This window comes from Kitasatospora sp. NPDC001683 (assembly GCF_053596495.1).
Window position 1 is genome coordinate 19884 of the sequence record NZ_JBSFGK010000092.1, and the last position, 11753, is coordinate 31636.

Consider the following 11753-nt stretch of genomic DNA (forward strand, 5'->3'; position numbering starts at 1 on the left):
GTGGTGACCGAGATCCGCGAGCTGTTCGCCGAGCGGATGGGCGAGTGGGGGCAGCCAGCCCCCGAAGGGCTGAGCGACGACCCCGCCGAACTCGCCGAGGCCGCCCGCCGGCACCAGCGCCAGAAGTTCCTCCGCGCCAAGGCCGCCGTCTCCGGTGCCACCTTCGCACGGGCCCCGCACTCTGGACGTCGTCATCGTCGACACCACCGAGACCGCAGCCGCCACCGCCCCCGAGGAGCAGCCATGAGGATCGCCCTGCACACCCGCGTCCGTACGGACCGGATCGAGGAGTACGAGGCCGCGCACCGGGAGGTGCCCGCCGAACTCACCGACGCCATCAGGGCGGCGGGCGTGACCTCCTGGACGATCTGGCGCAGCGGTCCGGAGCTGTTCCACCTGTTGGAGTGCGAGGACTACGCCCGGCTGCTCGCCCGGCTGGAGGGCCTCCCGGTCAACATCGCCTGGCAGGCGCGGATGGCCGAACTCCTCGACGTCGTCCACGACTACTCGGCGGCGGGTGCCGCGGCCGGGCTGCCCGCGGTGTGGGAGCTGTAACCGCCCTGGCTGCCCGTCCCGGCCCCGGTGTCCGGAAGCACCACGGCCGGGACGGGCGGAACCCGTATGCTGCGAAGATCAGATGACCAGGAAAGGCGAGGCTGTGCCAGTCACCGACGAGGCGATCGAGAAGATCAAGGCCATGATCGTGAGCGGCGAGCTCCGCCCCGGCGCGAAGCTCCCGAAGGAGGCAGACCTCGCCGAGCGGCTGGGCCTGTCGCGCAACTCCCTGCGGGAGGCGGTCAAGGCGCTGTCGCTCATCCGGGTGCTCGACGTGCGCCAGGGCGACGGCACGTACGTGACCAGCCTGGAGCCCGACATCCTCCTGGACGCGCTGGCGTTCGTCGTCGACTTCCACCAGGACAACACGGTGCTGGAGTTCCTGGAGGTCCGCCGCATCCTGGAGCCCGCCGCCACCGCGATGGCCGCCCGGGTGATGTCCGAGGAGGACATCGCCGAACTGGCCGCGCTGCTGCAGAAGCTGGACGAGGCCGCCACCCTGGACGAGATCATCGCCAACGACTTGGAGTTCCACCGCAGGATCGCGGCCGGCTCGGGCAACACCGTGCTCTCCTCACTGATCGACGGCCTGTCCGGCCCCACCACGCGCGCGCGGATCTGGCGCGGGCTGACCGAGGAGGGCGCGGCGGACCGCACCCGCCAGCAGCACCGAGCGATCTACGACGCGATCGCCAGCCGGCGCCCGGAACTCGCCCACGCCTGGGCGACCGTGCACGTCGCCGGGGTCGAGCACTGGCTCCGCGACACCCTCGGCGAGCCCGGGTCGGCCCTCGGCTGACACAACGGCAGGGGTGGCTACGACGGCCGGGAGGGCCGCACCGGCTGGGACGGCCGGGCGGCTGTTCCGGCCGTTGTCAGTGTATGCACAAGTCGGTCCACCGTCACCGCGATGGACGCGAATCGATCCGATGAATATGCCGCCTTCCATGGAATCGTGCGGCGCGATCTCCGATCGCACGCAGGACCGAATGGACCTTGGAGATCATGGAATGAGTCCCAAGTCGCCACTCTCACCTGCACGTTGGTCGAATGCCAGGCGGGGCTGACCCAGCCCTGGAGAGCGCCGACCCAAATCCCGCCGTGAGCATCGACCTTGCGAATCATCGGATATATCGCTGCCAGATACCTTGACACGCCGCTCCGGGCGACGCCATACATGTACCTGACTCGCGCAGCCCACCCGACAGTGAGCATTCCAGGACAAACGGAGCATCCATGTCACGATCCATCAGTCGCAGGAGTGCGCTCACCGCCCTGGCGGTGGCAACCGCCGCCACCGTCGTCGGCCCCGTCAGCGCCCCGGCCGAGGCGGCCGGGGCCGCGGGCGACCCGCTGCCCCTCGTCCCGCTGCGCGTCCCGAAGCTCGACCAGGGGGCCTGGCAGCAGCCGGACAGCAAGATCCAGTGGATGCGCGACAACAAGGTGTCCATGTTCATCCACTGGGGCGTCTACTCGGCAGCGGCCCAGGGCGAGTGGCACATGTTCTACTCGAAGACCGGGCCGACCTCCTACCGGGCGCAGTACGCCGGCTCGTTCGCCAGCCAGTCCCAGTCCTACAACCCCGCCGCCTGGGCGCAGCTGGCCAAGGACCTCGGTGCCGCCGAAGTCGTCCTGACCACCCGCCACCACGAGGGGTTCGCCCTGTGGCCCAGCCGCCACCCCAACGCCTGGACCACCGGCGACACCCCGTTCCCCGCCGGCACGGACTTCGTCAAGGGCTACGTGAACGCCGTGCGCGCGGCAGGCCTGCGGGTCGGGCTCTACTACTCCCCGATCGACTGGCGCTACCCCGGCTACTACGACGTGAGCGGCGCGAAGCCGCCGAACCCCGCGCTCACCTCCGACTGCGTGCTGCCGAACAGCGTGTACCCGTGGAACTACGAGGGCTCCGACCCGGCCGGCTTCGACTACCACGAGAACGCCCGGACCATGAAGAACGAGGTGTACCAGTCCGTGAAGGAACTGGTCACCGACTTCGGCGCGATCGACGACATCTGGTGGGACGGCGGCTGGCTGGCGCAGCAGGGCACCGACGCGGCGGGGTCGTTCTTCTGGGAGCCCGGTCAGTACCGGGACGGCGGCAACGGCTGGCAGGTGGACACCGCGTACGGCGAGAGCGAGTGGGGCACCGGCAGGCCGCTGGGTCTCACCGGCGTGCTGCGCCAGCACCAGCCGAACGCCGTGTCCAACTCCCGTTCGGGGTGGGTGGGGGACTACGACCTCGACGAGGGCTCCGGTGTGCCGAGCGGGCCGATCCGCTACGGCCGCCTGGTCCAGAAGACGTTCAGCGTCGGCGGGACCTGGGGGTACAGCGGCGACTCCGCCATGCCCTTCTCCCAGGCGCTGGGCCTGTTCGTCAACTCCTTCGTCCGCGACATGTCCGTGCTCGTCAACGTCGGCCCGGACGCGACCGGTACGGTCCCGAGCAAGCAGGCCGCGCTGATCCGTCAGCTGGGCGGGTTCATGAGCGCCAACCGGGAGGCCGTCTACAACACCCGCGGCGGCCCGTGGAACCCGGTGGACGGCCAGTACGGCTTCACCTTCGCCGACAGGACCGTCTACGCCCACCTGCTGGCCGGGTACAACGGCGGCAGCAGTTTCACGACGCCTTCGCTCGGCGACGCGAACGTCACCTCGGTCTACGACGTGGTCTCCAAGAGCCCGCTGTCCTTCAGCACGACCGGCGCGAACGCCGTCACCGTCACCGGCATCGACCGCACCCGCTACCTGGACGACACGGTCGTGGCCATCGTACTCGACCGGCCGGTGGTCCCGACGGACATCGCCCGCGGCTGCCCGACCACGGCCGACAGCGCGGAGACCTCGCACGGTAACGTGGCCGCCCACGCGGTGGACGGGGACACCTCCACCCGCTGGTGCGCGGCCGACGGCGGCACCGGGCACTGGCTCCAGGTCGACCTCGGCTCGGTGCGCCCGGTCACGGGCGCCCGGATCGCCTGGGAACAGCCGGGGAAGGCCTACCGCTTCCGGATCGACGGATCCGCCGACGGCTCCACCTGGTCCACCCTCGCCGACCAGACCGGGAACACCACCGCCGCCCAGGTGCGGACCGCGACGTTCACGGCCCAGACCCGCTACGTCCGGGTGACCGTCACCGGCGGCCTGGATTCCGGCACGTGGGCCTCGATCCGCTCGCTGGAGGTCTACGACCGCCGCTTCCTGGACCCGTCCCTTCCCAACGGCTAGGACCTCGTCCGCCGACTCCCCGCCGCACCGCCGAAGCCCGCGACCAGTCTCCCCGGGCGCGGGCTTCGGCGTCCACAGGTACGGCCCAACCAAGCTCATCGACGTCCTCACGGCCGCACTGCCCGCCCAGTCCGCCTTCGCCGCCACGACGAACTTCTACGTCGACCCCGCCAACGGCGGCGGCAACAACCAGCTCTGGTACTTCGAGCCGACCAGCGGCGGGTGCCTCATCCGCGACTTCGAGAGCCGGCAGATCCTGGAGGTGGGCAACGGCTCGACGACGAACGGAGCCGCGATCGACCAGTTCATGCCGCTGAACCAGACCGGCCAGGTCTGGACGGTCCAGTGACAGTGACGCGCGGACGCCCCTCTCGGGCGCGACCGTACGAACCGGAGCCCGGCGGACCAGGTCCGCCGGGCTCTCCCGGTGTTCGTACTGCGTGCTGCGGCGGCTGGGGCGCCGCCGGTCAGCGTCGGACGGCGGCGGAGGCGCCCGCCACCAGGGCCTCGACCTCGGCGAGCGAGGCCATCACGACGTCGCCGGGCGTCGTCATGGCGAGGGCGCCCAGGGCCGTACCGTAGGCGAGGGCGCGCTCCAGCGGGGCACCGGCGAGCAGGCCGTGGATCAGGCCGGCCGCGAAGCCGTCTCCGGAGCCGATGCGGTCCAGGACGTGCAGTCCGGGCATCGCGGGGCCGAGGACGTACCCGGTCTTCGCCGACCACGCGGCCGAGCCCCAGTCGTTCACCCCGGCCGAGGGGACCTCGCGGAGGGTCGTCGCCAGCAACCGCACCCCGGGGAGCAGGGCGGCCACCGAGGCGAGCGCGTCCGGCACCTGGTCGGAGCCGAAGCGCTCGGCGCCGGGATGGCGGCCCGCCATCCCCAGGGCGCCGACGATGAGGTCTGCGTGCCGGGCCAGGCGCAGGTCCGTCTCCCGGGCCCGCTCCGGCCCCCCGCGCCCGGCCCACAGGCTCGGGCGGTAGTTGGGGTCGTAGGAGACGGTGAGTCCGTGGCGGCGGGCGGCCGTCATCGCCTCCTCCGCGACGTCCGCGGTGGTGTCGGACAGGCCGGCGAAGATGCCGCCGGTGTGGAACCAGCGCGGGCCCGAGGAGAAGACCGCGTCCCAGTCGACGTCGCCCTTGCGCAGTTGCGAAACCGCGGTGCCCGCGCGGTCGCTGACGCCGAGCGCGCCGCGGATGCCGAAGCCCCGCTCGACGAAGTTCAGGCCGTTGCGCGCGCTGCGGCCGATGCCGTCGTCGGGCACCCAGCGGATCAGCGAGGTGTCGACACCGCCCTGGAGGATCAGGTCCTCGACGAGCCGGCCCACGGCGTTGTCGGCGAGCGCGGTGACCACGGCCGTCCGCAGGCCGAAGCAGCGGCGCAGCCCGCGGACGACGTTGTACTCCCCGCCCCCTTCCCACACCCGGAAGGTCCGGGCGGTGCTGATCCGCCCCTCCCCCGGGTCGAAGCGCAGCATGACCTCGCCGAGGGCCACCACCTCGGTCACGGCGCACCCACCTCCACGGCCTCGGCCGTCAGGCGCCGGACCTCCTGGTAGTCGCCGGAGTCCAGGTGTGCGGGCGTCGCCAGCCAGCTGCCGCCGACGGCGAGGACCGCGGGGTCGGCGAGGTAGCCGGCCAGTTGGCCGGGGCCGATCCCGCCGGTCGGCACGAAGCGCGCCCCGGGGAAGGGCGCCGCGAGCGCGCGGAGCGTGCGCAGGCCGCCACTGGCCTCGGCGGGGAAGAGCTTGACCGTGGTGAGGCCGGCCCGCAGGGCCCGCATCAGCTCGGTGGCGGTCGCGATTCCGGGCACCACCGGGACGTCCAACTCCCGGCACGCGGCGACGACTTCCTCGTCGTAGCCGGGCGAGACGACGAACCGGGCCCCGGCCGCCACCGCGCGCTGCGCCTGCTCGGCGGAGAGCACCGTGCCGGCGCCGACGGCCAGGCCGCCGTGCGTCGCCATCGCCTTGAGCGCCCGCTCGGCGGCCGGGGTACGGAAGGTGACCTCGGCACAGCGGGCGCCGCCCTCGGCGAGCGCGTCGGCCAGCGGGCCGGCCGTCGCCGGGTCGCGCACGGTCAGCACCGGCATGACGCGGGCGCCGTCCAGGACGGCAGCCAGATCGGTGGTCAACGGCCCAGCCATCCGCCGTCGACGGGCAGGACGGTGCCGTGGACGTAGGCGGCGGCGTCCGAGGCCAGGAACACGGTGGCGCCGGCCAGGTCGTCCGCCCGGCCCCAGCGACCGGCCGGGATCCGCTCCAGGATCGCCTTGCTGCGCGCCGGATCGTCCTGCAGCGCCTGGGTGTTGTCGGTGGCGATGTAGCCGGGCGCGATGGCGTTGACGTTGACGCCGTACCCTGCCCACTCGTTGGCCAGGGCCTTGGTCAGACCGGCGATCCCGTGCTTGGCGGCGGTGTAGCCGGGGACGGTGATGCCGCCCTGGAAGCTGAGCAGCGACGCCGTGAAGATGATCTTCCCCTGGCTGCGGGCGATCATCGCCGCGCCCACCGCGCGGGTCAGCGAGAACTGCGCGGCCAGGTTGACCTGGAGCACCAAGTCCCAGTCGGCGTCCGGGTGTTCGGCGGCAGGTGCGCGGCGGATGGTGCCGGCGTTGTTGACCAGGATGTCCACCGGCCGCTCGCGGCCCGCGAGGTCCGCGCCGAGGGCCCGCACCGCATCCGGGTCAGCGAAGTCGGCGCGGAGCGCCTCGAAGCAGCGGCCCGCGGCCACGACATCCTTCTCGACCTCGCTGCCGCTCTCCTCCAGGTTGGCGCTGACCCCGATGACGTCCGCCCCGGCCTCGGCCAGGGCGCGGGCCATGGCCCGGCCGATGCCGCGCCGGGCTCCGGTGACGACGGCCAGCCTGCCGGTCAGGTCGAAGGCGTTCATGCGCTGACCTCCTGGGTGTCGTCGGTGCAGTCCACGAGGATCTTCATCACGTCGCCGCCACCTTCCAGGGCCTCGAACGCCGCGGGCGCCTCGTCCAGCGGCACGACCTTGCTGATCAGCCGCTCGGCCGGGATCGTGCCGTTGGCGACCAGCTCCACCGCCCGCTCGAAGTCGGAGCGGTCGTACAACCGCGCGCCCACCAGGGTGAGTTCGCGCCAGAAGAAGCGGTGCAGGTTCACCTCGCGGGGCCGGGGGTGGATCGCCACCAGGCACAGCCTGCCCCGCACCCCCAGCACCTCGACCGCGGTGTCCACCCCGGCCGCCGCGCCGGACACCTCGAAGGCGACGTCCGCGCCCGCGCCCCCGCTCCACTGCCGTACCGCCTCGGGCACATCCTCGGCGCCCGGGTCCCAGGCGGCGAGCCCCAACTCCTCGGCGAGCTTGCGCCGGTGGGCGCTCAGCTCCACGACCCGCACCTCGGCCCCGGCCGCCCGTGCCACCAGCGCGATCAGGATCCCGACCGGACCGCCGCCCACGACGACGACCCGCTCACCGGCCTGGACCCGGGCCCGTCCGACGTCGTGCACGGCCACCGCGGTGGGCTCCACCAGCGCGGCGCGGTCCAGGGCGAGAGAGCCCGGCAGCCGGATCAGCGTGTCGGCGGGGACCGTCCAGCGCTGCTGCATCGCACCGGGCGAGTCTATGCCGATGAAGTCCAGGTTCTGGCAGACGTGCTGATGACCACTCAGGCAGGCCGGGCAGGTGCCGTCCCAACGCAGCGGCATCACCGTCACCGCGTCCCCGGCCCGCCAGCCCTCGACACCGGCACCGACCTGGAGCACGCGGCCGGACATCTCGTGACCGAGGACGGCGGGCGCGGCGACGCGGGCGTCCATGTCGCCGTGGAAGATGTGCAGATCGGTGCCGCAGATCCCCACGTAGGCGGGGGCCAGCAGGACCTCCCCGGGGCCGGGCTCGGAGAGCTCGGCCGGGGCGGTGTCCAGTGTGCGGGCGGCCGTGTATCGAACGGCAAGTGTCATGGTGGTCCCAGTCCTCTTCTGTGAGAGTGGCGGGTTACGCGTTGGAGGTGAGGCGGTAGAAGGCGGTCGCGGTGTCCGCGAGGATCGCCGACGTCTCGTCGGCGGAGCACCCGCCGAGCAGCTCGTCCACGGTTTCGGCCCAGCGGTTCCAGCCGCCCGCAAGGTTCGCCACCGGCCAGTCCGAGCCGAACATCAGCCGGTCGGCGCCGAAGGCGCTCAGCAGGACGTCCCACACCGGGCGGATGTCGGCGGTGGTCCAGGCCTGGTGGTCGGCCTCGGTGATCAGTCCCGACACCTTGCAGACCACCTGCGGGTGCGCGGCGAGCCGCCGCAACCGCTGCTCCCACTCCCCCAGTTCGCCGCCGGCGATGTCCGGCTTGCCCGCGTGGTCGAGCACCAGCGGCAGGTCCGGGAGGCGCTCGGCCAGCCGGCTCGCCTGGTCGAGCTGGTGGCTGCGGACGAGCACGTCGTAGCCGAGACCGCGGTCCCGGACCGCCGCCAACCCGCCTTCGACCTCGGGGCGTTGCAGCCACTCGGGGTCCGTTTCGCCCTGGACCAGGTGGCGCAGCGAGCGGAGGTGGCTGCCGCCCGGGCCAGCGAGCAGCCGGTCGAGCTCGTCGCCCACGGCAGGGGACGTGAGGTCCGCCCAGCCGACCACGGCCGCGATCAGCGGCTCCCGGGCGGCGAGTTCGAGCAGGTCCTCGGTCTCCGGGACATCCGGCACGCACTGCACGACCACCGTGCGGTCGAGCCGGCGGCCCGCCACCGTGCTGGTGGCGGTGGCCCACAGGTCGTCGGGGGTGAAGGTGCGGCGGATCGACGTCAGGTCGGGCTCGTCGAGCCAGGGTTGCGGGCGCTGGACGAGGTCCCACAGGTGGTGGTGGGCGTCGATGAGCGCGGGGGGCTGACTGGGGGGCACGGGGGCTCCGGTGGGGGTGGGTCCGGCGTGGATGGGTCAGTCGGCGGTGTGGCCGCCGGGCTCGCTCAGGTGCCAGACCTGGGCGAGTTCGGTCCACTGGCGGGAGTCGCCCCGGTCGGGCCAGGGCTCCTGGCAGGGGTCGGTGAGCTTCCACCACTCCTGGGTCTCGGGGTCGGCCTCCAGGACCGCCGTGTCGGCGTCGAAGTCCTCGCCGTGGTACTCGAGGTAGGCGAACAGCACGTCGCCGTGGAGGAAGATGCTGAAGTTGCGGACCTGCGCCCGGTGGAGGGCCGCCTCGACTCCGGGCCAGACGGCGGAGTGGAGGCGGAGGTACTCCTCGCGGTGCTCGGGCCGGAGCCTGATGGTCTGGGCGAGGCGCTTCACGCGGATTCCTCCGATGTTTTGGCGTTTGACACGTCGGCCGAGGCGCCGAAGGGCGAACGATAACTGCGAGGGCATCCCTCACCCGCCTACAGCGCCTCCACCGTCCGGGGCACTCGCGGTATCGAGGACCTTACGAGTGTGAAACCTGGACGACAAGTAGAAGCATCCGATGACTTTCAAATGTGACCTCCTGATTTTGGCTCGATGTTCGCGCTATGTCCGATGCAATCGGCCATTCATCGGATGTATCCTCCCCGCATCGCTAGACTCCTCGGCGCGCACCGCCTATAAATCCATCTCATGACTCATGGCGATGTGAACGCTAACAGCCCTGCCCGCTTCCCCCGCCGCACCGTCCACCTGGACTTCCACACCGGGCCCGACATCCCCGACGTGGGACGGGACTTCGACCCGGTGACCTTCGCCCGGACCTTCCAGGACGCCCACGTCGACAGCGTCACCCTCTTCGCCAAGTGCCACCACGGCCACCTCTACTACGGGACCGACCGGCCGGAGCGCCACCCGGGCCTCGCCCCCGACCTCGACCTGCTCGCCGAACAGGTCGAGGCCCTGCACGCCGTGGGCATCCGCACACCGATCTACCTGTCCCTCCAGGTCGACGAGTACGCGGCCCGGGAGCACCCCGAGTGGATCGCGCACGACGAGAACCTGAAGATCACCAAGTGGAGCGCCTCGGCGTTCGAGGCGGCCTGGAACGTCCTCGACATGTCCAGCCCCTACGCCGACTACTTCGCCGACCAGTTGGACGAGGTGCTGCGCCGCTTCGCCCCGGTCGACGGGATCTTCATCGACATGTGCTGGAACCAGCCGAGTGCGAGCCGCTGGGCGATCGACGGGATGCGCCGCGAGGGCCTGGACCCGGCCGACGCCGACCACCGGAACCGCTACGCGGAGCTGGTGGCCCGGCGCTACATGGCCCGCTACTCCACCATGGTGGAGAAGGCCCTCCCCCCGGACGCCGTCCAGGGCGCCTGGTTCAACAGCCGGCCCAAGACCGGGCTGGCCGAGGAGCAGCGGTTCATCCGGCACGTCGAGATCGAGGGGCTGCCCACCGGCGGCTGGGGCTACGCGTTCCTGCCCTACGTGGCGCGCTTCGTCCGCCCGCTCGGGCTGCCCGTCCTCAGCCACACCGGGCGCTTCCACGAGAGTTGGGGCGACAACGCCGCCCTCAAGCCCCGGGCAGCCCTGCGCTACGAGACCAGCCAGATGCTGGGCCACGGTCTGACCGGCGGCGTCGGTGACGTGCTGCACCCGCGCGGAGTGCCCTCGCGGGCGGTGTACGAGCTGATCGGCTCGGCCTACGGGCACCTCGCGGCGTGCGAGCCGTTCGTCGACGGCGGACGGATCGTCAGCGAGATCGCCGTGGTCGTCGACCCCGCCCTCGGCGACAACCCCGGCGCGAGCAACATCGGCGCCGTCCGGGCGCTCCAGCAGCTCCGCGCGCAGTTCGACATGGTCCCGCCGACCGCCGACCTGGGCGGGTACCGGGCCGTCGTGGTGCCGGAGAGCACCCCCGTGGACGACGACCTGGCCGAGCGCCTGGCCGCGTACCGGCGGGCCGGGGGCGCCGTGCTGCTGGTCGGGCCCGCGCTGCTCAGGAACGGCTCCGAGCCGGCCCTGCCCGACCTCCCGGTCGAGGGCCTGGCCCCGGCTCCGGCCGGCGAGACCTTCCTCGCTTGCGAGAACGTGCCCGGGGTTCCGGAGGACTTCCCGATCATCAGCCACGGCTCCCGGCTGACCGCCCGGGCGCTGCCCGGAGCCGAGGTGCTGGCCCGGATCGTGGCACCCTACTTCCCGCGCTCCTGGGACCGCTTCTGCGGCCACTCCTACACTCCCCCGGCCGACCCGACCGACGAGGTGGCCGTCGTCGTCGGCGACGGGGTGGCCGCGGTGACCGTGCCGCTGCTGGAGTCGTTCCACCAGCACGGCCTGGAGACGTACCGCCAGCTGCTCGGTGCGGCCCTGGACCGGCTCCTGCCGGACCCGCTGGTCCGCGCGGGCGGGCCGGTCCACCTGGAGACCACCGTCGCCCGGACCGCCACGGCCACCGTGGTGCACCTGATCAGCTTCGTCCCGGCCCGGGAGACCCCGGAGCTGGACCTGGTGCACGACGCCTTCCCGCTGGTCGACGTGCCCGTCTCCGTCCGGCTCGCCGCCGCTCCGCGCTCGGTTCGGCTGCAGCCCGCCGGACAGGAGCTGGAGTGGGAGCACGACGGCGAGTACGTCCACGTGCGGGTCACCACCACCGACGGGCACGCGATGGTCGTCGTCGAGCACGACTGACGCGGTGACGGCCCCTCGGAACCGCGCCGAGGGGCCGTCAGCCGACGGGCAGCAGGGTCGGATCCGCCATGATCCGGCGGACCGTCGTCAGCGCCGCGCCCAGCAGCGGCCCGCGCCGCCCCAGGGCGGACGGGCGCAGTGCCTCCGGGGCCCAGGGGCGGACGGTGACCCGGTCGGCCAACTCGGCCCGCACGGACGGCAGCAGCCAGTCGGCGAGGTCGGCGTAGGCACCGCCGAGCACCAGGGCGTCCGGGTCGATCAGGTCGACGGCGGCCGTGAGGGCGAGGCCGAGGGCGCCCCCCGCCCGGTCCAGCGCCGCCAGGGTCCCCGCGTGCCCGGCGCCCGCCCGTTCGGCCAGCAGGGCGACCGCGTCGCCCGGGCCGTGGGGGGGGGGGGCGGGGGGGGCCCGGCCCGGCGGCGCCCCCCCCGGCGGG

The 11753-nt window shown here is 72.7% G+C and carries 12 protein-coding genes; 5 read left to right on the forward strand and 7 right to left on the reverse strand.

All coding sequences use genetic code 11. From position 1 onward, the window contains the following. Nucleotides 1–243 precede the first annotated feature (243 nt). The 4 genes from ACWCYO_RS33175 to ACWCYO_RS33190 all read left to right on the forward strand — a co-directional run bounded on the left by ACWCYO_RS33175 (nt 244) and on the right by ACWCYO_RS33190 (nt 4132). Complete coding sequence (locus tag ACWCYO_RS33175) at nt 244–555, forward strand: L-rhamnose mutarotase (RefSeq protein ID WP_270150745.1); 312 nt, start codon at nt 244–246, stop codon at nt 553–555. 103 nt (nt 556–658) lie between these two features. Continuing rightward, a complete protein-coding gene (locus ACWCYO_RS33180) occupies nt 659–1354 on the forward strand; it encodes a FadR/GntR family transcriptional regulator (RefSeq protein ID WP_270140166.1) in 696 nt (231 codons plus the stop codon). 437 nt (nt 1355–1791) lie between these two features. Then, nucleotides 1792–3783: an alpha-L-fucosidase gene (locus ACWCYO_RS33185; RefSeq protein ID WP_449786294.1), complete on the forward strand. Its 1992-nt coding sequence runs from the start codon at nt 1792–1794 to the stop codon at nt 3781–3783. 229 nt (nt 3784–4012) lie between these two features. Then, on the forward strand, nt 4013–4132 hold the full coding sequence (locus tag ACWCYO_RS33190) for a hypothetical protein (RefSeq protein WP_405000778.1): 120 nt from the start codon (nt 4013–4015) through the stop codon (nt 4130–4132). A 118-nt stretch (nt 4133–4250) separates the two neighbouring features. Here ACWCYO_RS33190 and ACWCYO_RS33195 read toward each other — a convergent pair whose 3' ends face one another. From ACWCYO_RS33195 to ACWCYO_RS33220, 6 genes are read right to left on the reverse strand one after another with little or no spacing between them, the layout of a single operon-like run. Beyond that, a complete protein-coding gene (locus tag ACWCYO_RS33195) occupies nt 4251–5288 on the reverse strand; it encodes a PfkB family carbohydrate kinase (RefSeq protein WP_449786295.1) in 1038 nt (345 codons plus the stop codon). Next, nucleotides 5285–5914 carry a bifunctional 4-hydroxy-2-oxoglutarate aldolase/2-dehydro-3-deoxy-phosphogluconate aldolase gene (gene eda / locus ACWCYO_RS33200; protein ID WP_270140173.1) on the reverse strand — a complete coding sequence of 210 codons (630 nt, stop codon included), beginning with the start codon at nt 5912–5914 and terminating at the stop codon, nt 5285–5287. The genes ACWCYO_RS33195 and eda overlap by 4 nt, the downstream gene beginning before the upstream one ends. Further along, nucleotides 5911–6672 carry an SDR family oxidoreductase gene (locus tag ACWCYO_RS33205; protein WP_270140176.1) on the reverse strand — a complete coding sequence of 254 codons (762 nt, stop codon included), beginning with the start codon at nt 6670–6672 and terminating at the stop codon, nt 5911–5913. Before ACWCYO_RS33205 ends, eda begins: the two co-directional genes overlap by 4 nt. Next, complete coding sequence (locus tag ACWCYO_RS33210; RefSeq protein WP_449786296.1) at nt 6669–7712, reverse strand: zinc-dependent alcohol dehydrogenase; 1044 nt, start codon at nt 7710–7712, stop codon at nt 6669–6671. The genes ACWCYO_RS33205 and ACWCYO_RS33210 overlap by 4 nt, the downstream gene beginning before the upstream one ends. Before the next feature lie 34 nt (nt 7713–7746). Further along, nucleotides 7747–8631: an amidohydrolase family protein gene (locus ACWCYO_RS33215; RefSeq protein ID WP_270140181.1), complete on the reverse strand. Its 885-nt coding sequence runs from the start codon at nt 8629–8631 to the stop codon at nt 7747–7749. Nucleotides 8632–8667: 36 nt separating this feature from the next. Next, entirely contained in the window at nt 8668–9015 is a 348-nt protein-coding gene (locus ACWCYO_RS33220) for an L-rhamnose mutarotase (protein WP_449786297.1), read from the reverse strand. 300 nt (nt 9016–9315) lie between these two features. On the opposite strand from ACWCYO_RS33220, the gene ACWCYO_RS33225 reads away from it, so the two are divergent. Further along, on the forward strand, nt 9316–11319 hold the full coding sequence (locus ACWCYO_RS33225; protein ID WP_449786298.1) for an alpha-L-fucosidase: 2004 nt from the start codon (nt 9316–9318) through the stop codon (nt 11317–11319). Between the two features lie 37 nt (nt 11320–11356). On the opposite strand, the gene ACWCYO_RS33230 is transcribed toward ACWCYO_RS33225, so the two are convergent. Continuing rightward, on the reverse strand, nt 11357–11753 hold a 397-nt coding region (locus tag ACWCYO_RS33230), incomplete at its 5' end, for an ROK family protein (protein WP_449786299.1).